The following is a 24,568-nucleotide window of genomic DNA, read 5'->3' as shown; positions in this document are numbered from 1 at the left end:
GGAACGATCACAATCTCCCGGAGCGCGGAATGCGGGACAAGGATGCTGCCGTGTCCGATCCCTGCCTGGCGCAGATGCGACAGCCCGGCCCGGGGAGGGGGTCAGTTCGCCGGTTTGAGGAGCCCCGCCTCGTGGATGAGATAGCCGGCGTGGAGGCGGTTGCGCGCCCCGATGGTCCGCATGATCTCGGACAGGTGGCGCTGGAGGGTCCGCACCGACATGCCGAGCCGTTTGGCGACCACGGTGTCCTCGTGCCCCTCCGTCAGCAGACGCAGCATCTCCTGCCGCAGCTGCTCCGGCGGCGCGGCCTGACCGCGGTCCTCGGGCCGCGGGAAGGCGAGCGCCTGGGCCCACGCCCGCTCGAAGCTGTCCGCCACGAAGGTCACCAGACTGGGATCGCGCAGCACGACCGCGCCCTGCCTCGTGCCGACGAGGTCGATGAAGGCCGTCTCCCGGTCGAAGACGATCATCCGCGGCAGCGCGTCGCCGACGGTGCGGACCTCGGCCCCCCGCTCGGTGAGCAGCGCGACGTGCTGCACCGTCGGCTGGTGGAACTGCGCGGTGTACTGGTAGATCGTGCGCATCCTGACGCCCCGGTCGAGCAGCGGGGTGGTGCGGCTGAGCGCCTCGTCGAGCTGGGGCTGGGGCCGTGCCCCTCCGGGCTGCGAGGTCAGCACCTCGCCCTGGGCCCGGGCCGAGAGTTCCGTCAGGACCTGGCGCACGGTGGCGAGGTCGGTGAGCCGCTGCACCGTGTCGCGCGTGGTGATGCCGAGGGCGGTGGACTCGTACACCGGAATCAGCGCGTTGAGCTGGGCGCAGGCCCGGCTGATCTCCTGCTGGCGCTCGTGGAGTTCACGGATGGCCGGCATCAGGAACTGGGTGCTGGCCGTCGCCGGGGGCACCGCCACGTACCGGTCCGCCTCCTCGCCCGTCGGCCGGATGAGCCGCCATTCCAGCAGGCGTCCTACCGCGGCCCGAGCCTCCTCCTCCGGGATCTGCGCCTCGGCGAGCAGCTCGTCCAGGGAGAGGCTCTCGCGCGCTGCGGCGTACGCGTAGAGGGCGGACTCCACGCCGTCCGGCGAGGGGAGCGGGGTGGCCGCCCCCGGTCTGCCTGCTGCGCGGCGTCTGCCGGACGTGCCCGAGGCACCCACCATCGCTTCCACCCCCGTGATTTCGGCCATTCAGGCCGATAATGGATCTTGGTGCGGAGTGTAGCGGCGCACGCCGACGGGGTGGAGGTCTGGCGTTTCAGCTCAGACGACGACCGGCTTCCCGGCCAGCTCTACCCCGGCGGCCTGCAGGTCTTCCAGGGCGCGGTCGGTGGACTCCTTGGCGACCCCGGCCGTCAGGTCCAGCAGCACCTTCGTCCGGAAGCCCTCGCGTGCCGCGTCCAGGGCCGTCGCCCGCACGCAGTGGTCGGTCGCGATGCCGACCACGTCCACCTCGGTGACCTGGCGGTCGCGCAGCCACTGCGCGAGCGTCTCGCCGTTCTCGTCGTGGCCCTCGAAGCCGCTGTACGCGGCGTCGTACGCGCCCTTGTCGAAGACGGCGTCGATCGCGCCGGAGGCGACCGCCGGCGCGAAGTTCGGGTGGAAGCCCACGCCCTCGGTGCCGGCCACGCAGTGCGCCGGCCAGGAGCGGACGTAGTCGGGCCGGTCGGAGAAGTGGTCGCCCGGGTCGATGTGGTGGTCCCGGGTGGCCACCACGTGGCGGTACACAGCCCCCGCGGCCTCGCCGACCAGGTCGGTGACCGCGGCGGCGACGTCCGCACCCCCCGTCACCGCGAGGCTGCCGCCCTCGCAGAAGTCGTTCTGAACGTCCACGACGATCAATGCGCGGTGCATGGCGGTAGTCCTTCGAAGGGAGGGGGGACGGTGTCGGTCTGCGGTGCGGCGGTGCGGTCGAGGGTGCTGTCGAGCGTAGAGACTTCCCCCGCCCGGCGGGAGGGGGCATGCCGGGGCGCTACCCGCGCCCCGGCGGACTACACGCGCGTCCGGCCTTGGGGCCTGTCCGGCGGATCATGGCCGGGGCCGACCCTGATCCGCCGGACAGGCCCTACACGTACTGCGTCGGGATGACCGGCTCGCCGCGGGAGAGCTGGATGGCGGACATCGGCAGCCCGGCGCGGGCCCGCATGTGCCGGTCGCGGACCTCGTCGAGCGGCTCGCGGGCGATCACCTCGCCGCCGCGCACCAGCTCCACCAGCAGCTGGCGGTCGGCGAGTTCGGCCGGTACGGGCCCGGTGCCGATGAGTTCCGCCTCGGCGACGCCCTCGGCGTCGAGCCTGCGGCCCGCCCACTTGCGGCCGCCGATCGACGTCTTGCCGCCCGTCGACTTCTTGGCGACCGGGACCAGCGGGGCCTTCGGATCGGCGGAGTCGGCGCGGGCGACCAGCTTGTAGACCATCGAGCAGGTCGGGTGCCCGCTGCCGGTGACCAGCTGGGTGCCCACCCCGTACGCGTCGACCGGGGCCGCCGCCAGGGAGGCGATGGCGTACTCGTCGAGGTCCGAGGTGACCACGATCCTGGTCTCCGTCGCCCCCAGCTCGTCCAGCTGCTGGCGCACCCGGTGGGCGACCAGGAGCAGGTCGCCGGAGTCGATCCGGACGGCCCCGAGGTCCGGGCCGGCCAGCTCGACCGCGGTGCGGACGGCCTCGGCCACGTCGTAGGTGTCGACGAGCAGCGTGGTGCCCTTGCCGAGCGAGTCGATCTGGGCCCGGAAGGCGTCCCGCTCGCTGTCGTGCAGCAGGGTGAAGGCGTGTGCGGAGGTGCCGACGGTCGGGATGCCGTAGCGGAAGCCGGCGGCCAGGTCGGAGGTGGAGTCGAAGCCGCCGACGTACGCGGCGCGGGACGAGGCCACGGCGGCCAGCTCGTGGGTGCGCCGGGCGCCCATCTCGATCAGCCGCCGGCCGCCGGCCGCGGCGGACATCCGCGAGGCCGCGGCCGCGATGGCCGAGTCGTGGTTGAGGATCGACAGGATCACGGTCTCCAGGAGCACGCACTCCGCGAAGGAGCCCTCGACCCGCAGGATCGGCGAGCCGGGGAAGTACACCTCGCCCTCGGGGTAGCCCCAGATGTCGCCCGAGAAGCGGTAGCCGGCGAGCCATTCGAGGGTGGGCTCGTCGACGACGTCCCGCTCGCGCAGGAAGCCGAGGACGCCCGCGTCGAAGCGGAAGTTCTCCACGGCGTCCAGGACGCGGCCGGTGCCGGCGACGACGCCGTACCGGCGGCCCTCGGGCAGCCGTCGGGTGAAGACCTCGAAGACGGACCGCCGCTCGGCGGTGCCCGCCCGCAGGGCGGCCTGCAACATGGTCAGCTCGTACTGGTCGGTGAAGAGCGCCGTCGAGGGAACATCCACCGGCAGCCCAAGGTCCGCAGCGTTCATGTCAGCGATGCTACACGAGAAATCGTCAGTCTGACGATTTCTCCTCCGTGCCGTGTGAGCCGTTTATGCGACGGGCCCCATGGAGTGGCAGCATGGGGTGAGTGAGCGTCGCGCCAATCGAGATCGAACGCACGAAACCCGCCGAAGAGGTCCATGAGGCCGTCGAGCCGGACGTGCCCTGGGTGACCATCGTGCACAACGACCCGGTCAATCTGATGAGCTATGTGACCTACGTCTTCCAGGCGTACTTCGGCTACTCCAAGGACAAGGCGCACAAGTTGATGCTCGACGTGCACAACAAGGGCCGCGCGATCGTCTCCAGCGGCACCCGCGAGGAGATGGAACGGGACGTGCAGGCCATGCACGGCTACGGACTTTGGGCGACCCTCTCCCAGGACCGCATCTGATGGCCGGACACTTCGAGGCGCTGCCCGGCGGCGGAGCGGCCGTGCCGCTCGACGAGGTCGAGATCTCCATCCTGCGCTCCCTGGCCGTCCAGCTCCTGGAGCTGATCGGCCCCGGCGACGAGCCCGTCGCCGGCGAGGACCCGCTGGCCGCGCTGTTCGCCGAGGGCCCGACCGAGCCGCCCTCCGACCCCGCGCTGCGCCGGCTCTTCCCCGACGCGTACGCGGACGACGACGAGGAGCTGCGCCAGGCGGCGGCGGACTTCCGCCGCTACACCGAGAACGACCTGCGCACCCGCAAGCGCGACGACGCCCTCACCGTCGTCCGCACCCTCGACGGACTCTCCGCCTCCGGCGAGGGCGGCGCCGTCCTCAAGCTCACGCCCGACGAGTCCCGCGCCTGGCTGGGCTCGCTCAACGACCTCCGGCTCACCATCGGCACCCGTCTGGAGGTCAAGGACGAGGACCAGGGCGAAGAGCTGTACCGGCTGCCGGACGACGACCCGCGCAAGCCCATGGTCATGGCGTACCTCTGGCTCGGCGCGCTCCAGGAGACGCTCGTCGAGACCCTGATGTCCTGAGATCCGGACCGACGGACCGAACCGAGTGTTCGCTCAGCGGACGCTCAAATCCGGATAACGAATAAGTCAGCAATGGGCCCACTCGGGTCCACTGACGGGTCAGTGTGCCCGCTTTCTCTCCTTTCCCGCCGTTTGGGTCGTGATAGATCTGCACGACCGCTGGTGACGCCACCCATGTCACCAGGGGCGCTTGGACCGGCTGACCGCCGGTGGCACTCCATCCGTATCCGGGGGGATCAGGAAGCATGGAGAAAGGCGCACCATCATGACCTCAGTGCAGGTCGACCAGAAGCACGACGGCAATGAGGCCGCGGACTCCGCGGGCGAGGGCTATCACCGGGCACTCGGGGCCCGCCAGATCCAGATGATCGCGATCGGCGGCGCCATCGGCACCGGCCTCTTCCTCGGCGCGGGCAAGGGCATCTCCAAGGCGGGGCCCAGTCTGATCCTCGCGTACGCCATCGCCGGCGTGGTCATCTTCTTCATCATGCGGGCGCTCGGCGAGCTCCTCATGTACCGCCCGGTGTCGGGCTCCTTCTCGGAGTACGCGCGCGAGTTCGTCGGCCCCTTCGCGGGCTTCGTGACCGGCTGGACGTACTGGCTCTTCTGGGTCGTCACCGGCATCACCGAGGTCACCGCCGCAGCCACCTACATGACGTACTGGTGGGACATCCCGCAGTGGCTGTCCGCCCTGGTCTTCACGATCATCCTGTACGGCGCCAACCTGATCTCGGTGAAGCTCTTCGGCGAGCTCGAGTTCTGGTTCTCCATGGTCAAGGTCACCGCCATCGTCGGCATGATCCTGATCTGCGCCGGCATCCTCACGCTCGGCTTCTCCGACGCCGGCGACACCGCCTCGCTCACCCACCTGTGGGACCTCGGCGGCTTCTTCGCCGGTGAGCACGGCATCGCCTCGACGCTGATGACCCTGCAGATGGTCATGTTCGCCTTCCTGGCGGTCGAGCTGGTCGGCGTCACCGCCGGCGAGTCCAAGGACCCGAAGACCGTCCTGCCCAAGGCCATCAACTCCGTGCCGTGGCGGATCGCCGTCTTCTACGTCGGCGCGCTGATCATGATCCTTTCGGTCGTCCCGTGGACCGAGTTCAAGCCGGGCGTCTCCCCGTTCGTCGCCGCCTTCGAGAAGATGGGTCTCGGCGTCGGCGCCGCGATCGTCAACTTCGTCGTCCTGACGGCCGCGCTCTCGTCCTGCAACTCGGGCATGTACTCCACCGGCCGCATGCTGCGCGACCTCGCGCTCAACGGCCAGGGCCCGAAGTTCTTCACCAAGCTGACGAAGAACGGCACCCCGCTGGTCGGCACGACCTTCTCTGCCGCGCTGATGATGGTCGGCGTCTGGATCAACTACCAGTGGCCGGGCGAGGCGTTCAACTACGTCGTCTCCTTCGCCACCATCTCCGGCATGTGGGCCTGGATCATGATCCTGGTCTGCCAGGTCCGCTACCGGATCAAGGCCGACCGCGGCGAGCTGCCCCAGTCGCCCTTCAAGGCCCCCGGCGGCATCTGGGCCAGCCTCTTCTCGCTCGCCTTCATCGGCATGGTCGTCGTGACGATGGGCATGGACGAGGGCAACCGGGTCGCCCTCTACGGCGCCCCCGTCTGGGGCCTGCTGCTCGGCGTCGCGTACCTCGTCCTCAAGGCCCGCAACCCCCAGGGCGCGGCCTTCGCCAAGCGCTCGTAACCAGGCACGTCTCGGCATCCGGGCCGCCCCGTACCAACCTTCGGTACGGGGCGGCCCTTCCGTATGCCGGGGCTGCTTATCCTGTCGGACATGCTGACCCTTTCCCGTGACCTGTACGACAAGATCGTCGCGCACGCCCGCGCGGACCACCCCGACGAGGCCTGCGGCGTCGTCGCCGGCCCGGTCGGCAGCGGCCGCCCCGAGCGCTTCATCCCGATGCTGAACGCCGCCCGGTCGCCCACCTTCTACGAGTTCGACTCCGCGGACCTGCTCAAGCTCTACCGCGAGATGGACGACCGGGACGAGGAGCCCGTGATCGTCTACCACTCGCACACCGCCACCGAGGCGTACCCCTCGCGCACCGACATCTCGTACGCGAACGAGCCCGGAGCGCACTACGTCCTGGTCTCCACCGCGGACCACGACGGCGCGGGCGAGTTCCAGTTCCGCTCCTTCCGGATCGTCGAGGGCGAGGTCACGGAGGAGAAGGTCGAGGTCGTGGAGTCCTGAGCGGCGGCGGAAGGGTCCCCGCAGACCCCGTAGTCCACGAACTGAGCGGCGATCGTCCAGTATCCGAGATCACATTCCGGAACCCGGACCGGGAATCGATACGATGAGCCCATGGTTCTCCACGACGTGAACGAAGTGACGACGCCGGGCAGCGTGCTGCTCACGGCGCGGCTGCACGTCGACCTGTGCCGTCTCGCCAGCGCGATGTGAGCCGGGCGCCCCAGCGCTCAGCAGCACCACCCGCGCGGCGGCCCACAGCCGCGCGCTTTTCACGCCACCTCCCGACAGGAGCCCATAGCCATGGCCATCGAGGTCCGCATCCCGACCATCCTCCGCACCTACACCGACGGCGCCAAGGCCGTCGAGGGCAGCGGCGCGACCCTCGCCGAGCTCTTCGCCGACCTGGAGACCCGTCACGCCGGCATCGAGGCCCGCATCGTGGACGGCGGCAAGCTGCGCCGCTTCGTCAACGTGTACCTGAACGACGAGGACGTCCGCTTCCTGGACGGCATCGAGACCAAGCTGGCCGACGGCGACAGCGTCACGATCCTCCCGGCCGTGGCCGGCGGCAGCATCTGACATGCGCTACGACTCCCCGCTCGCGGCCGTCGGCAACACGCCCCTGGTCCGCCTGCCCCGGCTCTCCCCGTCCGACGACGTCCGGATCTGGGCCAAGCTGGAGGACCGCAACCCGACCGGCTCCGTCAAGGACCGCCCCGCGCTGCACATGATCGAGCAGGCGGAGAAGTCCGGCCGGCTCACCCCCGGCTGCACGATCCTCGAACCGACCTCGGGCAACACGGGGATCTCGCTGGCGATGGCCGCGAAGCTCAAGGGCTACCGCATCGTCTGCGTCATGCCGGAGAACACCAGCGAGGAGCGCCGCCAGCTGCTGGCGATGTGGGGCGCGGAGATCATCTCCTCCCCGGCCGCCGGCGGCTCCAACACCGCGGTCCGGGTCGCCAAGGAACTGGCCGCGCAGCACCCGGACTGGGTGATGCTCTACCAGTACGGCAACCCCGACAACGCGGGCGCGCACTACGCGACGACCGGACCCGAGATCCTCGCGGACCTGCCGTCGATCACGCACTTCGTCGCGGGCCTCGGCACCACCGGCACCCTCATGGGCGTCGGCCGCTACCTGCGCGAGCACAAGCCCGACGTCAAGATCGTCGCCGCCGAGCCGCGGTACGACGACCTGGTCTACGGCCTGCGCAACCTCGACGAGGGCTTCGTACCGGAGCTGTACGACGCCTCCGTGCTGACCACCCGCTTCTCGGTCGGCTCGGCGGACGCGGTCACCCGCACCCGTGAACTCCTCCAGCTGGAGGGCATCTTCGCGGGCGTCTCCACCGGCGCGGCGCTGCACGCGGCGATCGGCGTCGGCAAGAAGGCCGTCGCCGCGGGCGAGAGCGCGGACATCGCCTTCGTCGTCGCCGACGGCGGCTGGAAGTACCTGTCGACGGGCGTCTACACGGCGGCCACGACGGAAGAGGCGATCGAGACGCTCCAGGGCCAGCTCTGGGCGTAGGGCCTCCGGCCCCGCTCACGCGGTTACGCGCTCAGGCGCTCGCGCGCTCACGCCAGATGGCGGACCTGGTCCCAGACGACCGGGTCCGCCGTTCCCACTTTGCGGCGGAACTCCCACACCGCCACCTCCCGCAGCTCGTCCGTCTCCAGGAAGCTCGGCCGGCCCTCCGCGTCGCCCACCGAGCCCGGCGGCAGCGCGATCACCCCCGGCCGCTCGTCGTGGTACTTGCTGGTGATCTTCGCGACCAGCGCCGCGTCCCCGCGCAGCGACAGCACCAGACACGGCCGGTCCTTCGAGCCCGGCCCGTCCTCGTACGGCACCTGCGCCCACCAGATCTCACCCGGCTTCGGCCGCCGCCCGGGTTCCCGCTCCGGACCCCGCGGCCGGCCCGGAGGCCGGGTGCGGCCGGCTGGCCGGCGGCGCGACCGGCCCCAGCCTCCCCCGGCCTTCGTCCGGGGGGACCCCCAGGCGAGCGCGACGACCAGCGCGATCACCACGACCGCCGCCAGCGCCGGCCACCACGACGTGTCCATACCTCAAGACCGTACCGGTGCCCGCTCGTCCGCGCCGGGCCGCCCCGCCGTCCATCCGAACCGGTGACAGACCCCGTGAGTTGCCCCACAACGGGCCACTGCGAAGGAGCGACTCAGGCCACCGCGCCGTACGCTCGACAGACCGCACGACCTCCCCCTCAGCGACATCCCCGCTCCCGTCCCCGGACGCCCGTCCACGGAGGTTCCCGCTACATGAAGCTCACCGTCGTCGGCTGCTCAGGGTCGTTCCCGTCCGCGGAATCGGCCTGCTCGAGCTACCTCGTCGAGGCCGACGGCTTCCGGCTGCTCCTCGACATGGGCAACGGCGCCCTCGGCGAGCTGCAGCGCCACATCGGTCTGTACGACCTCGACGCGATCTTCCTCAGCCATCTGCACGCGGATCACTGCATCGACATGTGCGTCTACTTCGTCGCGCGCTACTACCGCCACGAGGGCGGCCGCTGCGACGCGATCCCGGTGTACGCCCCCGAGGGCGCGGAGCAGCGGCTGACCACGGCGTACGCGGACATCCCGACGCCCGGCGCGATGAGCGAGGTCTTCGACTTCCGCACCCTGAAGTCGGCCGCCTTCGACATCGGCCCGTTCCAGGTGCGCACCGAGCGGGTCTGTCATCCGGTGGAGGCGTACGGCATCCGGGTGGAGCACGGCGGGAAGGCGCTGACGTACTCGGGCGACTCCGGGGTCAGCGCGTCGCTGGACGACCTGGCCACCGGGGCCGACCTCTACCTGTGCGAGGCGTCGTTCACGCACGGCAAGGAGGACATCCCGGACCTGCACCTCAACGGCCGGGAGGCGGGCGCCTCGGCGGCCCGCGCGGGAGTGGGACGGATGGTGCTGACGCACATCCCGCCGTGGACGGACGGCGAGCAGAACCTGGCGGACGCGCGCGCGGTGTACGACGGCCCGGTGGAACTGGCCCGGGCGGGCGCGGTGTACGAGATCTGAGGACGCTTTTCGCATGTACGGGGAAGGCCCCGGAACCCTGAGGGTTCCGGGGCCTTCGCGTCGCGGCCGGGTACGGCTCACGCCTTGGTGAGCTCCTCGAGCTCCTCGTCGGACTCGCGGCCCGGGGTGGGGAGGTTGAACTTGGTGATCGCGAAGCGGAAGACCACGTAGTAGACCGCCGCGAAGACCAGACCGATCGGGATGATCATCCACGGCTTGGTGGCGAGGTTCCAGTTCAGCAGGTAGTCGATCGCGCCGGCCGAGAAGGTGAAGCCCGCGTGGACACCGAACGCCCAGGTCACGGCCATCGAGACGGCGGTGAGGACGGCGTGGATCGCGTACAGCAGCGGCGCGATGAACATGAAGGTGAACTCGATCGGCTCGGTGATGCCGGTGACGAAGGACGTCAGCGCGAGCGAGAGCATCATGCCCATCACGGCCTTGCGGCGCTCCGGGCGGGCGGAGTGCGCGATGGCGAGCGCGGCGGCCGGCAGGCCGAACATCATGATCGGGAAGAAGCCCGACATGAAGAGTCCGGCGCTCGGGTCACCGGCGAAGAAGCGGTTCAGGTCGCCGTGCACGATCTCGCCGGCGGCGTTGGTGAAGTCGCCGATCTGGAACCAGGAGACGGTGTTCACGAACTGGTGCATGCCGACCGGGATCAGCGCGCGGTTGATCAGACCGAACAGACCGGCGCCGGCCGCGCCGAGACCCGTCATCCACTCGCCGAAGCTGGAGATGGCCTCGCCTATCGGCTCCCACAGCAGGCCGAACAGCACGCCGACCAGGGTGCCGACGAAGGCCATGATGATCGGGACGAGCCGGCGGCCGTTGAAGAAGCCCAGCCAGTCGACCAGCTTGGTGCGGTGGTACTTCTGCCAGATCACGGCCGAGATGAGACCCATGAGGATGCCGCCGAGCACGCCCGGGTTGTTGTACGTCGCGGCGACGTCGACACCCTTGTTGGCGGTCGTGTTGACCACGGCCTCGGTGACCGGGAAGGCCTTCAGCACGTTGCTGTAGACCAGGAAGCCCACCAGGGCGGCGAGCGCCGTGGAGCCGTCCGCCTTCTTGGCGAAGCCGATGGCCACGCCGATGCAGAACAGCAGGGGCAGGTTGTCGAAGACAGCGCCGCCCGCCGTGGCGAACACGGAGGCGACCTTGTCCCAGCCGAGGCCGTCCTTGCCGAACACGTCGGGCTGGCCGAGGCGGAGCAGAATACCCGCGGCCGGCAGCACGGCGATCGGCAGCTGCAGGCTGCGACCGACCTTCTGCAGGCCCTGGAACAGACCGGAGCCCCGCTTCTTCGCGGGAGCGGCGGCCTGGGCGGTAGCCGTACTCATCAACTTCCTCCATTAGGCAAGGCGCCGCCAGAGGACAGGGAAAAGGGGGTGACGGCGGCGTCTCGTGGAACGCGGTGGTCTGGACCGCGTGGTCTACACCATTGAGAGGTGTAGACCAGTTGTAGCACGTGAGACTTAGATAAGGAACCTGCGAATTCTGCGTGCCCGGACGGTGACGGACGGGTACGGCACAGGGCCCCCGGACCATGCGGTCCGAGGGCCCTGCGGGGGCGTGCGCCGTTGTGAAGGAAGGCTGCGGAAGGGGGTGGGGGAGGCCTCTCCGGGCTAGGTGGGGGAGGCCTCTCGGGGCTACGCCTTCGTGGCGTCCCGATCCATCTCCTCCTCCAGCTCCTCGGGCTCGCGGCCCGGGGTGGGGAGGTCGAACTTGGTGATCGCGAACCGGAAGATCACGTAGTAGACCGCCGCGAAGGCCAGACCGATCGGGATGATCAGCCACGGCTTGGTCGCGAGGTTCCAGTTGATGACGTAGTCGATCAGACCGGCCGAGAAGCTGAAGCCGTCCTTGACGCCCAGCGCCCAGGTCACCGCCATCGAGACGCCGGTGAGCACCGCGTGGATCGCGTACAGCACCGGCGCGATGAAGAGGAACGAGTACTCGATCGGCTCGGTGATGCCGGTGACGAACGAGGTCAGCGCCACCGAGAGCATCATGCCGCCGACCTGCTTGCGGCGGTGCGGCTTGGCGCAGTGCGTGATCGCGAGCGCCGCGGCCGGCAGCGCGAACATCATGATCGGGAAGAAGCCGGTGAGGAACTGGCCGGCCTCCGGGTCGCCCGCCAGGAACATCGGGATGTCGCCGTGGACCACCGTGCCGTCCGGCTTCTCGTACGTGCCGAACTGGAACCAGATGGGCACGTTCAGGAACTGGTGCAGGCCGATGACCAGCAGCGCGCGGTTCGCGACACCGAAGATGCCCGCACCCCACTCGCCGAGACCGACCAGCCAGTCGCTGAAGTTCTCCAGCCCGTCGCCGATCGGCGGCCAGACCCACAGACAGAGCGAGGCGAAGGCGATCGCCACGAACGTCATGATGATCGGGACCAGCCGGCGGCCGTTGAAGAAGCCCAGCCAGTCGACCAGCCTCACCCGGTGGTAGCGCTGCCAGAACCAGGCCGCGAGCAGGCCGATGACGATGCCGCCGAACACCCCCGGGTTCTGGTACGTGTACCCGCTGAAGACCTGCTCCGGCGCGAGGCAGCCGCCGTTGACGTCCACCGTGCCCTGCGGACAGTCCTCGGGGAACTGGCGCAGGATGTTGTAGTAGACGAGGAAGCCGACGACCGCGGCGAGCGCGGTGGAGCCGTCCGCCTTCTTCGCCATGCCGATCGCGACGCCGACGCAGAACAGCATCGGCAGGCCGAGGCTGCCGTCGAGCAGCGCGCCGCCCGCGCCCGCCATCACTTTCGCGACGTTGTCCCAGCCCAGCCCGTCCGCGCCGAAGACGTCCGGCTGCCCCAGCCGGTTGATGATGCCGGCGGCCGGCAGCACCGCGATCGGCAGCTGCAGACTGCGGCCCATCTTCTGCAGGCCCTGGAAGAGCCCGCTGCCCCAGGACTTCTTCGGCGGTGCGGCGGCGCTGTCGCTGCTCATCGGCGTACTGCCGTCCTCCCTGTAAAACTGGTGTAGACCAGTTGCGGTAGGCTCCCGAAGCCCGCCGGGACAGGCTTCCGGTGATCGTCATCATTCGGCAGAACGGCGGCACCCGCGAGCACAGTTGGGCCAACCGTGGGTTACCGTGACCAAGCGGTGCAAAGCGGACCGCCGGTGCGCAGAACGGACAGGGAGAAACACATGGCCAGCAAGGCTGAGAAGATCGTCGCCGGCCTCGGCGGCATCGACAACATCGAAGAGGTCGAGGGCTGCATCACCCGCCTCCGCACCGAGGTCGTGGACCCGTCCCTCGTCGACGAAGCGGCCCTGAAGGCCGCCGGCGCCCACGGCGTCGTCAAGATGGGCACCGCCATCCAGGTCGTCATCGGCACCGACGCGGACCCGATCGCCGCCGACATCGAAGACATGATGTGAGCGACATGAAGTGAGCGGCCCAGCGCGCCGACCCACCACGACGAGGGCCCGTTCCGGCAGGGGAACGGGCCCTTCCCCATGGGGGCTAGGCTCAGGGCATGTCTCGAATCGACGGCCGCACGCCCGAACAGCTCCGCCCGGTCACCATCGAACGCGGCTGGAGCAAGCACGCCGAGGGCTCCGTCCTCGTCTCCTTCGGCGACACCAAGGTCTTCTGCACCGCCTCCGTCACCGAAGGCGTCCCGCGCTGGCGCAAAGGCAGCGGCGAGGGCTGGGTCACCGCCGAGTACTCGATGCTCCCGCGCTCCACCAACACCCGCGGCGACCGCGAGTCCGTCCGCGGCAAGATCGGCGGCCGCACGCACGAGATCTCCCGGCTCATCGGCCGCTCCCTGCGCGCCGTCATCGACTACAAGGCGCTCGGCGAGAACACCATCGTCCTCGACTGCGACGTCCTCCAGGCCGACGGCGGCACCCGCACGGCCGCCATCACCGGCGCGTACGTGGCGCTGGCGGACGCGGTCGCCTGGGCACAGGGCAAAAAGCTGATCAGGGCGGGGAGGAAGCCCCTCACCGGAACCGTCGGGGCGGTCTCCGTCGGCATCGTCGACGGCACCCCCCTCCTCGACCTCTGCTACGAGGAGGACGTCCGCGCCGAGACCGACATGAACGTCGTCTGCACCGGCGACGGCCGCTTCGTCGAGGTCCAGGGCACCGCCGAAGCCGAGCCCTTCGACCGCAAGGAACTCAACGCCCTGCTCGACCTGGCCTCCGGCGGCTGCGCCGAACTCGCCGAGATCCAGCGCAAGGCCCTCGAAGGAACTCTGTAGGACGCCAAGGCGTCTGAATCAGTACGGGCGCACGGGTCGAACCGTGCGCCCCGTCCATATGTGTACACCCCCAGGGGGAGGACCCGAACGTGAAGCGCCGCCGCTCCATAGCCCTCGCCGTCGCCACGGCAGCCGCACTGACGACCGCCCTCACCGGCTGCGGCGCGCTCGACACGGCGATGGACTGCGTCAAGACCGCCGACGCCATCGCCACCTCCGTCAACAAGCTCCAGCAGGCCGTCTCCACCGCCTCCAACGACCCCACGCAGATCGAGGAGTCGCTGAACGCCATCGACACCGAGCTGGGCAACCTCGAGAAGACCACGGACAACGCGGACCTCTCGAAGGCCATCGACGACCTGACGAAGGGCGTCGAGTCCGTACGCGGCGCGGTGAAGAACGGCGACACCACCCCGGACATCAAGCCCATCACCGACGCGGCCGGCGAGATCGCCAAGGTCTGCACCCCGGGCTAGCCGCCGCCCCGGGCCCGGACGACGCCGTGCCCGGCCCGGATAATCGAGGCATGACCCGACGACTCATCCTCGCCACCCGCAACGCAGGCAAGATCAAGGAACTCCACGCGATCCTCGCCGACGCCGGCCTCGACCTCGAGCTCGTCGGCGCGGACGCGTACCCCGACATCCCCGACGTCAAGGAAACCGGCGTCACCTTCGCCGAGAACGCCCTGCTCAAGGCCCACGCCCTCGCGCAGGCCACCGGCCTGCCCGCGGTCGCCGACGACTCCGGCCTCTGCGTCGACGTCCTGAACGGCGCCCCCGGCATCTTCTCCGCCCGCTGGGCCGGCCGGCACGGCGACGACCGCGCCAACCTGGACCTGCTGCTCGCCCAGCTCTCCGACATCGACGGCCCCCACCGCGGCGCCCACTTCGCCTGCGCGGCGGCGCTCGCCCTGCCGGACGGCACGGAGCGCGTGGTGGAAGGCCGCATGCCGGGCGTGCTGCGCCACGAGCCCGTCGGCACGAACGGCTTCGGCTACGACCCGATCCTCCAGCCCGAGGGCCACGAGGTCACCTGCGCCCAGCTGACCCCGGCGGAGAAAAACGCCATCAGCCACCGCGGCAAGGCCTTCCGCGCGCTGGTGCCTGTGGTGCGGGAGCTGGTCTCGTAAGTGCGGCCGGGGGGACTCGAACCCCCACGGGTGTTACCCCACTGGGACCTAAACCCAGCGTGACTGCCAATTCCACCACGGCCGCTCGCTGCCCGGTCATGCTACTGGCCGGGCAGCCGCTCAGATCCCCAGGTCGCGGATGATCTTCGCCACGTGGCCGGTCGCCTTCACGTTGTAGAGGGCGCGTTCGACCTTGCCCTCCTCGTCGACGACGACCGTCGAGCGGATCACGCCCGTCACCACCTTGCCGTACAGCTTCTTCTCGCCGTAGGCGCCGTACGCCTCCAGGACCTGCTTGTCCGGGTCGGCGACCAGCGTGACCTTGAGGTGCTCCTTCTCCCGGAACTTCGCCAGCTTCTCCGGCTTGTCCGGCGACACGCCGATCACGTCGTAGCCGGCGCCGGCGAGCACCTCGAGGTTGTCGGTGAAGTCGCACGCCTGCTTGGTGCAACCCGGGGTGAGCGCCGCCGGGTAGAAGTAGACGATGACCTTGCGGCCCTTGTGGTCCGCGAGCGAGACCTCGTTGCCGTCCGCGTCGGGCAGGGTGAAGGCGGGGGCGGTGTCGCCGGGCTGCAGTCGCTCGCTCATGGCTCTCCTCACAAGATGTACGCGTACGCCACACGAGACTAATGGGGGTCTGCCGCCACCTTTGTGCGGCAGAGCTGAGAGACTGTGCGTCAACGACCGATTACGACTACGGAGGCAGCGCGGTGTCGGAGGCCAGGACCCCTGCGCAGATCGAGGCGGACATCGTCCGCCGGCGCGAGCAGCTCGCCGTCACGCTCGACGAGATCGGGATTCGGATGCATCCGAAGACGATCGTCGGGGACGCCAAGGCCAAGGTCGTGTCCTCGGTCGACCAGACCGCCGGCCGCGCGTTCGCGGCGGTGCAGCGCTGCGTCGGGGACGTGAAGGCCCGGCTCACCCACGAGGACGGCAGCCCGCGCCTGGAGCGCGTGGTGCCGGTGGCGCTCGCCGTCGTCGGCGTGGTCGGTCTGATCGCGTTCTCCGGGCGCAAGGGCAAGGGCTGACCGGAGCATGACCCGCCGGGCGTGTAGGTTCGAGACGTGAGCGAGAACACCCACGACAAGCTGCCCATCCGGATGCTCCACGACCGGGTGCTGGTCCGCACCGACACCCCGGAGGGCGAGCGGCGCTCCGGCGGCGGCATCCTCATTCCGGCGACGGCCGCGGTCGGCCGCCGGCTGGCCTGGGCGGAGGTCGTCGCGGTCGGCCAGAACGTGCGGACGGTGGAGGTCGGGGACCGGGTGCTGTACGACCCGGAGGACCGCGCCGAGGTCGAGGTGCGGGGCATCGCGTACGTGCTGATGCGCGAGCGCGATCTGCACGCGGTCGCCGCCGACCGCTTCGAGGGCACGAAGGACTCGACGGGCCTGTATCTGTAGCAGTAAGCCCTCAAGGGCCTGGTGACCATGGTCACCAGGCCCTTTCGCCTTTGTTTGCTACCGTGGAGACACCCGACGAGACGCGCCGTACCGGGCCCAAGGCAAAGACGACGCACCGGTTCTCACCGTTGATCCGTTGTCCGTCTCGCGGAAGGCAGTACGTCGTCATGGCCTGGGTTCTCCTCGTTCTCGCCGGTCTCCTCGAAGTCGGCTGGTCCGTCGGCATGAAGTACACCGACGGCTTCACCCGCCTGTGGCCGAGCGTCTTCACCGCCGCCGGCATCGTCGCCTCCATGCTGTTGCTCTCGCACGCCGCCAAGACCCTGCCCATCGGCACCGCCTACGGCGTGTGGGTCGGCATCGGCGCGGCCGGGGCGGCGGTGCTCGGCATGGCCGTGCTCGGCGAACCGGCCACCGCCGCCCGGATCTTCTTCGTCTGTCTGCTGCTCGTGGCCGTGGTCGGTCTCAAGGCGACGTCGGGCCATTAGGGCCGCCGGGTCCGCCCGTTCCTGCGGGTCCGTCAGGTCCGCCGGGTCCGCTCTGCGGGACGGGCGGCGCGGGCGGCGGCGCGGGCGGTGCGCCGTCCGTCCGGCCCGCGGAGGGGGTCTGCGACGTGGGCCCGTCCGGCACGGACGGCGTACGCGGCACGGTCCCGTCCGCGGTCCCGGGGGTCTGGTTCTGCCGCGGCGGGACGGGCCGCTGCGGCCGGGCCCCGCCGCCGGGCGGCTGCGGACCGAGCAGTTCCTGCTCCGCCCGCGGGTCCTGCTGCCCCGGCGTCGTGGCCCCCATGCCCGCGCCGAGCGGGTCCCGCGTTCCGTCCAGGACCGGCCCCAGGTCCTCCATGCCGGGGGCGGGCCGCAGGTCGAAGTCCCGTGGCTCCGTGCCCTCCAGGGCCTCGCGGGTGAATTGCGCCCAGATCTCGGCGGGCGCGCCGCCGCCGTAGATCCGCGGCTGGCCGAGCGCCCCGTACAGGCTCTTCTGTGCCGCCGTGACGGGGTCCTGCCCCATCATCGCCACCACTGTGGCCAGGTCCGGGGTGTAGCCGGCGAACCAGGCCGCCTTGCCTTCCTCCGCCGTTCCCGTCTTGCCCGCGGCCGGCCGCCCGGCGGCCAGCGCCGCCGTGCCCGTGCCGCCCTCGATGACCCCGCGCAGCATCGCCGTCGTGGTGTCGGCGGCCTCCCGGGAGATGGCCCGGCGGCGCGGGGAGCCGGGCAGTCCGACCTCCCGGCCGTCCTTTTCGACCGAGGCGACCAGTGTGTACGTGCCGTGCTCGCCGTGGTTGGCGAGCGTGGCGTACGCCTCCGCCATGTCGAGGACGCTCGCGGTCGCGGGGCCCAGTGCGATGGACGGGGAGGCGGTCAGGTCCGGGGTGTTCGCCGGGAGGCCGAGTGCGACGGCGGTCTTGCGCACCTTCGCCGGGCCGACGTCCACGGCCATCTGCGCGTACACCGAGTTCACCGACTTGTCGGTGGCCTCGCTGACGCTGATGGGTCCGTACGAGCCGCCGCCGTCGTTCTCCGGGGCGTACGGCGGGCCGCTCCAGCCCTCCACCGGGCGGCGGTCGCTGCCGTCGTAGTAGGCGTGCGGGGTGATCGGGCGGCCGTCCTGGGTCTGCGCGCCGTGCTCCACGGCCGCCGCGAAGACGATCGGCTTGAACGTGGAACCCACCTGGTAGTCGCGGCGGGTGGCGTTGTTGACGTACTGCTTCGTGTAGTCGATGCCGCCGTACATCGCGACCACCCGGCCCGTCCCCGGCACCACCGCGACGCCGCCGACGCGGACGTTGCGGTCGACCGGGTTGCCGTCGCGGTCGAGGCGGGAGGTGACGTGCTGGTCGACCGCGCGGGCCAGCGCCTCCTGCTTGTCGCGCTCCAGGGTGGTGGTGATCCGGTAGCCGCCGGTGGCGAGGGTGTCCTCGTCGAGGATGCCGTGGCCCGTCAGGTAGTCCTCGACGGCCTGGACGACATAGCCGCGCTGCCCGGACAGCCCCGTCGCGGGGCGTGCCTTGCGCGGGGCGGGGAAGTGCAGCGCGGCCCGCTCGGCGCGGCTCAGCCACCGCTCGCCGACCATGCCGTCGAGCACGTAGTGCCAACGGGCGACGGCCTTCGCCCGGTTCCCGGGCTGCGCGGCGACGTCGTACGCGCTGGGGGCGTTGAGCAGTGCGGCGAGGTACGCGCTCTGCGCGGTGTCGAGGGTCTCCACGTCCTGGCCGTAGTAGGCGCGGGCGGCGGCCTGCACGCCGTACGCGTTGCGGCCGAAGTAACTGGTGTTCAGATACCCCTCGAGGATCTCGTCCTTGCTCTTCTCGCGGTCCAGTTTGATCGCGATGAAGAACTCCTTCGCCTTGCGGGTGACCGTTCGTTCCTGGCCCAGGTAGTAGTTCTTGACGTACTGCTGGGTGATCGTCGAGCCGGACTGCGTGCCCTTGCCCCTGAGGGTGTTCCAGGCGGCGCGGACCATGGCCTGCGGGTCGACGGCGCGCTCGGAGTGGAAGTCGCGGTCCTCGGCCGCCAGGACGGCGTGCCGCAGCGCGGCCGGGATCCGTGCGAGGCGGACGTTCTCCCGGTCGACCTCGCCGTCGCGGGCGAGAGGGCTGCCGTCCGCGTACAGGTAGACGTTGGACTGCGCGATCGCGGTCGCGTTGGCGGCCGGGATGTCGACCAGCAGATACCCGGCGGCGAAGCCGCCGAGCAGCAGCAGCGCGGCGAGCAGGAAGGCCTGGAGGAGGCGGCGGAGCCGCCGGCGTCGTGGGGTGGGGGGAGGGGCGGGGGGAGCGGGGGGAACGTGCACCGTCCGGTCGCGGGGCGCCCAGCCGGGCTGCGGTGACTCGTCGCGCATGCGCACATATTGCACGTGAATCGGACAGAAGCCTCTTATCCGGCTCGAAAAGCGCTCGCGGTGCCACTCCGAGGCAGCTAACGTCGGGCGCTTTGGCACGGGAGTGGAAGGGGAGGGGCTGTGCTCCGGTCAGGGGGCGGAAGCGTGCTCCGGTTATACGCGCTGGTTGCCGCGGGTGGCTTCCGGCGCCATGCCACGTACCGGATGGCCACGTTCGCGGGACTCTTCACCAACACCGTCTTCGGCTTCATCCTGGCGTACACCTATATGGCCCTGTGGCACGAGCGCCCGCACCTCGGCGGCTACGAGATGGCGGACGCGCTCGCCTACGTGTGGATCGGCCAGGGCCTGATCACCGTCTGCGGGCTGATGGGCGGCGGCTTCGAGGACGAGCTGATCGAGCGGATCAGGAGCGGCGACATCGCCGTCGACCTGTACCGCCCGGCCGACCTCCAGGCCTGGTGGTACGCGGCCAACCTCGGCCGAGCCGCGTACCAGCTCCTGGCCCGCGGGCTGGTCCCGATGGCCGTCGGCGCGCTGGCCTTCGACTTCACCCTGCCCGAACGGGCTCTGACCTGGCCGGCGTTCCTGGGGGCGGTGGCGCTCGGCGCGAGCGTGAGCTTCGCGCTCTGGTACCTGGTGGCGCTGAGCGCGTTCTGGCTGATGGACGGCACGGGCGTGGCCCAGGTGGCCTGGCTGTCGGGCCTGTTCTTCTCCGGGATGCTGCTGCCGCTGACGGTGTTCCCCGGGGCACTCGGCGCGGTGGCGCAGCTTCTGCCGTGGGCCGCGCTGCTGCAGATCCCGGCGGACGTGTACCTGGAGAAGTACCGCGGCTGGGAGCTGTTGCGGGCCTACGGCTTCCAGGCCGCCTGGGCGGCGGTCCTGCTCGCCGCGGGCCGGCTGGTACAGGCGGCGGCCACACGGAAGGTGGTGGTGCAGGGTGGTTGAGCGCCTCCTGGACGCGGGGCGGGAGTCCTGGCGGACCTACCGGATGGTCGCGGGCATGTGGATCCGCTCCACCATGACGTACCGCTCCTCCTTCGTCATGACCCTGTGCGCGTCCTTCGCCGTCACCTTCTTCGACTTCGTCGTCATCCTGCTGATGTTCGGTCAGGTGGACGGCCTCGGCGGCTACGGCTTCGGCGAGGTGGCCTTCCTGTACGGCGCGGCCGGCACGTCCTTCGGCCTCGCCGACCTGGCGCTGGGCTCGCTGCAGCGGATGGGCGGCCGGGTGCGGGACGGCACGCTCGACACGCTGCTGGTGCGCCCCGCGCCGGTGCTGGCCCAGCTCGCCGGGGACCGGTTCGCGCTGCGCCGGTTGGGCCGGGTGCTGCAGGGCCTGTTCGTCCTGGTGTGGGGTCTGGCGCTGGTGGAGGTGGACTGGACGGCGCTGAAGGTGCTGCTCGTGCCGGTGATGGTGGTCTCCGGTGCGGTGATCTTCGGCGCGGTGATCGTGCTGGGTGCGGCGCTGCAGTTCTGGGCGCAGGACGCCTCGGAGGTCTCGAACGCGTTCACGTACGGCGGCAACACGCTGCTCGGCTACCCGCCGACCATCTTCGCCAAGGAGCTGGTGCGGGGCGTGGTGTACGTGGTCCCGCTGGCGTTCGTGAACTGGCTGCCGGCCCTGTACGTCCTGGACCGCGACCCGCCGGCGGGCGCGCCGGCGTGGGCGGGACTGCTGTCGCCGCTGGTGGCGGTGGGGTGCTGCGTGGTGGCGGGGGCGGCGTGGCGGAGGGGATTGAGGGCGTACCGGAGTACGGGGAGCTGAGGCGGATGACGAGCGACGAGACTGCACTGATCGAGCTGCAGGACGTGGAGAAGACGTTCGAGGTGCGGCGCAAGCGCGAAAAGGGCCGACTGCGCCGGCAGAAGCACCAGGTCAGAGCGGTGGACGGGATCAGCTTCCGGGTCGCGCGCGGCGAGGTCGTCGGCTACATCGGCCCGAACGGCGCCGGGAAGTCGACCACGATCAAGATGCTGACCGGAATCCTCACCCCGAGCGGCGGCCGGCTGAGGGTGGCCGGCATCGACCCGGCGCGGGAGCGGACGAGGCTGGCGCGCAGGATCGGGGTGGTGTTCGGGCAGCGGACGACGCTGTGGTGGGACCTGCCGCTGATCGACTCGTACCGGCTGGTGCACCGGATGTACCGGATCCCGGACGGCCGTTTCGCGCAGAACCTGGAGCGCTGCGTGGAGCTGCTGGACCTGGGCGGACTGCTCGACGTACCCGTCCGGCAGCTGTCACTCGGACAGCGGATGCGCGGCGACATCGCCGCGGCGCTGCTGCACGACCCTGAGGTGCTGTACCTGGACGAGCCGACGATCGGCCTCGACGTGGTGTCGAAGACGCGGGTACGGGGCTTCCTGCGCGACCTGAACCAGGAGCAGGGCACGACGATCCTGCTCACCACCCACGACCTGACGGACATCGAGCAGCTGTGCGGCCGGGTGATGGTGATCGACCACGGCCGGCTGATGTACGACGGCGGCCTCGCCGGCCTGCACGAGGCGGGCGGGAGCGAACGGCAGCTGGTCGTGGACCTGGAGCGGGAGCTGCCCCCGATCGACGTCGCCGGCGCCCGCTTCGTACGGGCGGAGGGGGCGCGGCAGTGGCTGGCGTTCCCGGCGTCGGCGTCGGCGGCGCCGGTGGTGGCCGCGGTGGCGGAGAAGTACCCGCTGGTGGACCTGTCGGTGCGGGAGCCGGACATCGAGACGGTCATCGCGAAGATGTACGACTCGGGTGGATTGGGCGAATCGGGCGGCGGGCCGGGAACTCAGGAGGCGGCCGAGAAGTCCTTGAGGTAGGCACATTCGTACGGGAACGGCACGGGAACGGGTGGAACGGGATGAACGAGGGGTCTCTGGGCACGCCGCCGCGCCGCCCATTGGCGGCGTTCTCGTACACGGCGGCGGACGAGGAGAAGAGCCGCGGCGTCCGCCGCATGAAGGCGACGGCGACGGGCCTGCTGCTGTTCGTCGCGGCCGTGTACGCGCTGGCGACCTGGGGCCGGAACGAGGGCTGGGGAGCGTGGACCGCTTACGTCGCGGCGGCGGCGGAGGCCGGCATGGTGGGCGCGCTGGCGGACTGGTTCGCGGTGACGGCGCTGTTCCGCCGCCCGCTGGGCCTGCCGATCCCGCACACGGCGATCATCCCGACGAAGAAGGACCAGCTGGGCGCGAGCCTGGGCGCGTTCGTGGGCGAGAACTTCCTGTCACCGGAAGTGGTCCGGGACCGCCTCAGATCCCTGGGCATCGGCGGCCGCCTGGGCGCCTGGCTGGCGGACCCCGCACACGCGGACCGGGTGACGGCGGAACTGTCGACGGCGCTGAGAGGCGCGCTGACGGTGCTGCGGGACTCGGACGTGCAGGCGGTGGTGGGCGAGGCGATCACCCGGCGGGCGGAGGCGGCGGAGATCGCCCCGGGCATCGGCAAGACGCTGGAGAAGGTGGTCGCGGACGGAGCGCACCACCGGGCGGTGGACCTGATCTGCACGCGCGCGCACGACTGGCTGGTGTACCACGCGGACTCGGTGATGGACGCGGTGCAGGGCGGAGCGCCGGGCTGGACTCCTCGCTTCGTGGACAAAAAAGTAGGCGAACGCGTCTACCGAGAACTCCTCCGCTTCGTCACGGAGATGCGCGACATGCCCGGCCACCCGGCAAGGGGCGCGATCGACCGCTTCCTGACCGACTTCGCGGCGGACCTGCAGGCCGACACGGACACCCGGGCACGGGTGGAGCGACTGAAGTCGGACCTGCTGGCGAGGCCGGAGGTCCAGGACGTGATCGCCTCGGCCTGGTCCGCGGTCCGCACGATGATGCTGGCGGCCGCGGAGGACGACCGCAGCGAACTCCGCCTCCGCGCCCGCGCCTCCCTGATCTCACTCGGCGGCCGCCTGGCCACGGACAGCAGACTCCAGGGCAAGGTCGAGGGCTGGCTGGAGGACGCGGCGGCGTACGTGGTGACGACATACCGCGCCGAGATCACATCCCTGATCACGGACACGGTGGCGAGCTGGGACGCCACCCAGACGTCCCGAAAGATCGAGGCCAACATCGGCCGCGACCTTCAGTTCATCCGCATCAACGGCACAGTCGTCGGCGCCCTGGCCGGCCTCCTGATCTACACAATCAGCCACGCCCTGGGCGGCTGACCCCCCGGCTCAGCCGCCCAGCGCGTGCGGGGAGGTGCTGAGTAGTACGGAGGGGAGGGGCAGGGTGTTCAACGCCTCAACGACCGCCGCTTCGAGCCGCCACGGCGGACGCCGCTCCGACGGAAGCCGCCCCGACAACCCCGGCCAGCGACAGCACGGCGGGCCAGGCCCCGATCTTCTTGGCCAGCGGATGCGCGGCCCCGAAGGCCCCGAGATAGGCGACGGTGAGCCCCGCGGTGACAGGCCCCTCGAGATCCCGCTGCCACTCCCGCGCGGCAGCGACCCCGGCAGCCCCGAGCACCAGCCCCCCGAGGGGCCGCTTCTTGGTGTACCGGGCGACGGCGTACCCACCGACGAGCCCGACGGTGGTGAAGACGGGAGAAAGATTCGCAGCCATGAGCCCGACCCTAACCCGCCCTCAAACCGCGCCTACTCGCAGGCGACCCCGTCCCCATCCCGGTCGAGATGGCGCCCGTACCCGGGGTCCCCACGCCGCACGGGGGCCGCGCCGGCGGCGCGAGCAGCGGCGCAGTTGGCGTAGTACGCGCCTCCGCCCCCACCCCCGCTGCCGCGGGAGGAAGACCCGCCAGAGGCGGAACCGGAGTACGGCTCGCACGCCGTACCGTCGCCATCCCGGTCGAGGTGAGCGCCGTACCCCCTGTCACCCCGATGCAGCGGCGCGACCCCAGCGGCCCGCGCGGCGGCGCAGTTCCGGTAGTAGACGCGGGGAGCCTTGGTCGGAGTGGCCGTCGGAGTCGGCTTCTGCGACGGGGCGGGCGCGGCGACAGTGATCCGCACGACGGCGGTCCCGCCCTCGATGGCGGAGTCGGTGGGAGCGAGGCGGTACACGAACTCGTCTGGTCCGCTGTACCCGGCAGTCGGCGTGTAGGTGACGAGGTCCCCGGCGGCGACAGCAGTCCCATGCGCCGGCGTCTTGAAGACCTCAAGCCGATATCCGTCGGCCCCCAGCGTGTCGGTGAGGGGGTAGGGATCGGCGCCGGCTCCCTTCGCGGCGGTGTCGTTGGCGAGCACGGCGATCGCCAACGGCTTGCCCCCGTCGGCCCGCTGCTGATCGTCCACCAGCGTCAACGTCACCCGCGTCGGACTGACAGACGGACTGGGTGATGCCGAATGAGCCACGGCTGACGGCCTCTTGGCGTCAGCGCCGCTGCTCCCCGTGCCCCCACACCCCGCCACCACGAGCGTGCCCA

Annotated in this window: 29 protein-coding genes, 1 tRNA gene and 1 riboswitch; of the genes, 19 read left to right on the top strand and 11 right to left on the bottom strand. The window is 70.7% G+C overall.

Annotated features, from left to right (window positions below; all coding sequences use genetic code 11):
* Positions 1-101: 101 nt before the first annotated feature.
* From ACGFMM_RS21910 to ACGFMM_RS21900, 3 genes are all read right to left on the bottom strand, one after another.
* A complete protein-coding gene (locus ACGFMM_RS21910; RefSeq protein ID WP_393648055.1) occupies positions 102-1,181 on the bottom strand; it encodes a LuxR C-terminal-related transcriptional regulator in 1,080 nt (359 codons plus the stop codon).
* 72 nt (positions 1,182-1,253) lie between these two features.
* Positions 1,254-1,844, bottom strand: a complete 591-nt coding sequence (locus ACGFMM_RS21905; protein WP_393648054.1) for an isochorismatase family protein — start codon at positions 1,842-1,844, stop codon at positions 1,254-1,256.
* Positions 1,845-2,055: 211 nt separating this feature from the next.
* Entirely contained in the window at positions 2,056-3,384 is a 1,329-nt protein-coding gene (locus ACGFMM_RS21900) for a nicotinate phosphoribosyltransferase (RefSeq protein WP_393648053.1), read from the bottom strand.
* Between the two features lie 101 nt (positions 3,385-3,485).
* Here ACGFMM_RS21900 and clpS point away from each other — a divergent pair, with 101 nt between their 5' ends.
* The 7 genes from clpS to ACGFMM_RS21865 all read left to right on the top strand — a co-directional run bounded on the left by clpS (position 3,486) and on the right by ACGFMM_RS21865 (position 8,109).
* Complete coding sequence (gene clpS, locus ACGFMM_RS21895) at positions 3,486-3,791, top strand: ATP-dependent Clp protease adapter ClpS (RefSeq protein ID WP_393648052.1); 306 nt, start codon at positions 3,486-3,488, stop codon at positions 3,789-3,791.
* The gene (locus ACGFMM_RS21890; RefSeq protein ID WP_393648051.1) at positions 3,791-4,369 is read left to right on the top strand and encodes a DUF2017 domain-containing protein; all 579 of its coding nucleotides are present in this window, start codon (positions 3,791-3,793) and stop codon (positions 4,367-4,369) included. Before clpS ends, ACGFMM_RS21890 begins: the two co-directional genes overlap by 1 nt.
* Positions 4,370-4,634: 265 nt before the next feature.
* Positions 4,635-6,068 carry an amino acid permease gene (locus ACGFMM_RS21885; RefSeq protein ID WP_393648050.1) on the top strand — a complete coding sequence of 478 codons (1,434 nt, stop codon included), beginning with the start codon at positions 4,635-4,637 and terminating at the stop codon, positions 6,066-6,068.
* A gap of 90 nt (positions 6,069-6,158) precedes the next feature.
* Complete coding sequence (locus ACGFMM_RS21880) at positions 6,159-6,578, top strand: Mov34/MPN/PAD-1 family protein (protein WP_393648049.1); 420 nt, start codon at positions 6,159-6,161, stop codon at positions 6,576-6,578.
* Between the two features lie 111 nt (positions 6,579-6,689).
* Positions 6,690-6,788 (top strand): putative leader peptide, encoded by a 99-nt coding sequence (locus tag ACGFMM_RS21875; RefSeq protein WP_393648048.1) that lies wholly within the window; start codon positions 6,690-6,692, stop codon positions 6,786-6,788.
* A 90-nt stretch (positions 6,789-6,878) separates the two neighbouring features.
* Positions 6,879-7,157 carry a MoaD/ThiS family protein gene (locus ACGFMM_RS21870; protein ID WP_393648047.1) on the top strand — a complete coding sequence of 93 codons (279 nt, stop codon included), beginning with the start codon at positions 6,879-6,881 and terminating at the stop codon, positions 7,155-7,157.
* 1 nt (position 7,158) lies between these two features.
* On the top strand, positions 7,159-8,109 hold the full coding sequence (locus tag ACGFMM_RS21865; RefSeq protein WP_393648046.1) for a PLP-dependent cysteine synthase family protein: 951 nt from the start codon (positions 7,159-7,161) through the stop codon (positions 8,107-8,109).
* 47 nt (positions 8,110-8,156) lie between these two features.
* On the opposite strand, the gene ACGFMM_RS21860 is transcribed toward ACGFMM_RS21865, so the two are convergent.
* Positions 8,157-8,642, bottom strand: a complete 486-nt coding sequence (locus ACGFMM_RS21860; protein ID WP_393648045.1) for a type II toxin-antitoxin system PemK/MazF family toxin — start codon at positions 8,640-8,642, stop codon at positions 8,157-8,159.
* A gap of 213 nt (positions 8,643-8,855) precedes the next feature.
* Here ACGFMM_RS21860 and ACGFMM_RS21855 point away from each other — a divergent pair, with 213 nt between their 5' ends.
* Entirely contained in the window at positions 8,856-9,608 is a 753-nt protein-coding gene (locus tag ACGFMM_RS21855; RefSeq protein ID WP_393648044.1) for an MBL fold metallo-hydrolase, read from the top strand.
* Positions 9,609-9,685: 77 nt separating this feature from the next.
* Here ACGFMM_RS21855 and ACGFMM_RS21850 read toward each other — a convergent pair whose 3' ends face one another.
* Positions 9,686-10,951: a PTS transporter subunit EIIC gene (locus ACGFMM_RS21850; RefSeq protein WP_393648043.1), complete on the bottom strand. Its 1,266-nt coding sequence runs from the start codon at positions 10,949-10,951 to the stop codon at positions 9,686-9,688.
* Between the two features lie 309 nt (positions 10,952-11,260).
* Positions 11,261-12,562, bottom strand: coding sequence for a PTS transporter subunit EIIC (locus ACGFMM_RS21845; protein ID WP_393648042.1), 1,302 nt, complete (start codon positions 12,560-12,562; stop codon positions 11,261-11,263).
* 201 nt (positions 12,563-12,763) lie between these two features.
* On the opposite strand from ACGFMM_RS21845, the gene ACGFMM_RS21840 reads away from it, so the two are divergent.
* From ACGFMM_RS21840 to rdgB, 4 genes are all read left to right on the top strand, one after another.
* Positions 12,764-12,997 (top strand): PTS glucose/sucrose transporter subunit IIB, encoded by a 234-nt coding sequence (locus tag ACGFMM_RS21840; RefSeq protein WP_351898403.1) that lies wholly within the window; start codon positions 12,764-12,766, stop codon positions 12,995-12,997.
* A 98-nt stretch (positions 12,998-13,095) separates the two neighbouring features.
* A complete protein-coding gene (gene rph / locus ACGFMM_RS21835; protein WP_393648041.1) occupies positions 13,096-13,827 on the top strand; it encodes a ribonuclease PH in 732 nt (243 codons plus the stop codon).
* 89 nt (positions 13,828-13,916) lie between these two features.
* On the top strand, positions 13,917-14,303 hold the full coding sequence (locus tag ACGFMM_RS21830) for a hypothetical protein (protein ID WP_393648040.1): 387 nt from the start codon (positions 13,917-13,919) through the stop codon (positions 14,301-14,303).
* A gap of 50 nt (positions 14,304-14,353) precedes the next feature.
* Positions 14,354-14,959, top strand: coding sequence for an RdgB/HAM1 family non-canonical purine NTP pyrophosphatase (rdgB, locus tag ACGFMM_RS21825; protein WP_393648039.1), 606 nt, complete (start codon positions 14,354-14,356; stop codon positions 14,957-14,959).
* Position 14,960: 1 nt separating this feature from the next.
* Here rdgB and ACGFMM_RS21820 read toward each other — a convergent pair.
* Together ACGFMM_RS21820 and bcp are read right to left on the bottom strand one after the other, a co-directional pair.
* Positions 14,961-15,044 (bottom strand) — tRNA-Leu (locus tag ACGFMM_RS21820).
* A gap of 35 nt (positions 15,045-15,079) precedes the next feature.
* Positions 15,080-15,547, bottom strand: coding sequence for a thioredoxin-dependent thiol peroxidase (gene bcp / locus ACGFMM_RS21815; RefSeq protein ID WP_393648038.1), 468 nt, complete (start codon positions 15,545-15,547; stop codon positions 15,080-15,082).
* A 122-nt stretch (positions 15,548-15,669) separates the two neighbouring features.
* Here bcp and ACGFMM_RS21810 point away from each other — a divergent pair, with 122 nt between their 5' ends.
* The 3 genes from ACGFMM_RS21810 (at position 15,670) to ACGFMM_RS21800 (ending at position 16,853) form a co-directional block, all read left to right on the top strand.
* Positions 15,670-15,990: a DUF3618 domain-containing protein gene (locus tag ACGFMM_RS21810; RefSeq protein WP_393648037.1), complete on the top strand. Its 321-nt coding sequence runs from the start codon at positions 15,670-15,672 to the stop codon at positions 15,988-15,990.
* A 36-nt stretch (positions 15,991-16,026) separates the two neighbouring features.
* Positions 16,027-16,365, top strand: coding sequence for a GroES family chaperonin (locus tag ACGFMM_RS21805; RefSeq protein WP_393648036.1), 339 nt, complete (start codon positions 16,027-16,029; stop codon positions 16,363-16,365).
* Between the two features lie 46 nt (positions 16,366-16,411).
* Positions 16,412-16,482: riboswitch (guanidine-III (ykkC-III) riboswitch) on the top strand.
* 50 nt (positions 16,483-16,532) lie between these two features.
* Positions 16,533-16,853 carry a DMT family transporter gene (locus ACGFMM_RS21800; protein WP_393648035.1) on the top strand — a complete coding sequence of 107 codons (321 nt, stop codon included), beginning with the start codon at positions 16,533-16,535 and terminating at the stop codon, positions 16,851-16,853.
* Here ACGFMM_RS21800 and ACGFMM_RS21795 read toward each other — a convergent pair.
* A complete protein-coding gene (locus ACGFMM_RS21795; protein ID WP_393648034.1) occupies positions 16,831-19,203 on the bottom strand; it encodes a transglycosylase domain-containing protein in 2,373 nt (790 codons plus the stop codon). The genes ACGFMM_RS21800 and ACGFMM_RS21795 overlap by 23 nt on opposite strands.
* Positions 19,204-19,407: 204 nt before the next feature.
* Here ACGFMM_RS21795 and ACGFMM_RS21790 point away from each other — a divergent pair, with 204 nt between their 5' ends.
* Genes ACGFMM_RS21790 through ACGFMM_RS21775 form a run of 4 tightly spaced genes read left to right on the top strand, consistent with a single transcriptional unit; the run spans position 19,408 to position 23,357 of the window.
* The gene (locus ACGFMM_RS21790; RefSeq protein WP_393648033.1) at positions 19,408-20,151 is read left to right on the top strand and encodes an ABC transporter permease; all 744 of its coding nucleotides are present in this window, start codon (positions 19,408-19,410) and stop codon (positions 20,149-20,151) included.
* A gap of 43 nt (positions 20,152-20,194) precedes the next feature.
* The gene (locus tag ACGFMM_RS21785; protein WP_393648146.1) at positions 20,195-20,971 is read left to right on the top strand and encodes an ABC transporter permease; all 777 of its coding nucleotides are present in this window, start codon (positions 20,195-20,197) and stop codon (positions 20,969-20,971) included.
* Between the two features lie 5 nt (positions 20,972-20,976).
* Positions 20,977-22,008, top strand: coding sequence for an ATP-binding cassette domain-containing protein (locus ACGFMM_RS21780; RefSeq protein WP_393648032.1), 1,032 nt, complete (start codon positions 20,977-20,979; stop codon positions 22,006-22,008).
* 41 nt (positions 22,009-22,049) lie between these two features.
* Complete coding sequence (locus ACGFMM_RS21775) at positions 22,050-23,357, top strand: DUF445 domain-containing protein (RefSeq protein ID WP_393648031.1); 1,308 nt, start codon at positions 22,050-22,052, stop codon at positions 23,355-23,357.
* Positions 23,358-23,433: 76 nt separating this feature from the next.
* Here the strand turns inward: ACGFMM_RS21775 and ACGFMM_RS21770 are convergent, their stop codons facing one another.
* On the bottom strand, positions 23,434-23,754 hold the full coding sequence (locus ACGFMM_RS21770) for a hypothetical protein (RefSeq protein ID WP_393648030.1): 321 nt from the start codon (positions 23,752-23,754) through the stop codon (positions 23,434-23,436).
* A 32-nt stretch (positions 23,755-23,786) separates the two neighbouring features.
* Entirely contained in the window at positions 23,787-24,437 is a 651-nt protein-coding gene (locus ACGFMM_RS21765; protein WP_393648029.1) for an excalibur calcium-binding domain-containing protein, read from the bottom strand.
* Between the last annotated feature and the right edge of the window lie 131 nt (positions 24,438-24,568).

The sequence above is a fragment of the Streptomyces sp. NPDC048604 genome (assembly GCF_043199435.1).
Taxonomy (GTDB): domain Bacteria; phylum Actinomycetota; class Actinomycetes; order Streptomycetales; family Streptomycetaceae; genus Streptomyces.
The sequence above is the reverse complement of the archived record's forward strand: the minus strand, read 5'-3'. Positions and strand labels throughout refer to the sequence as shown.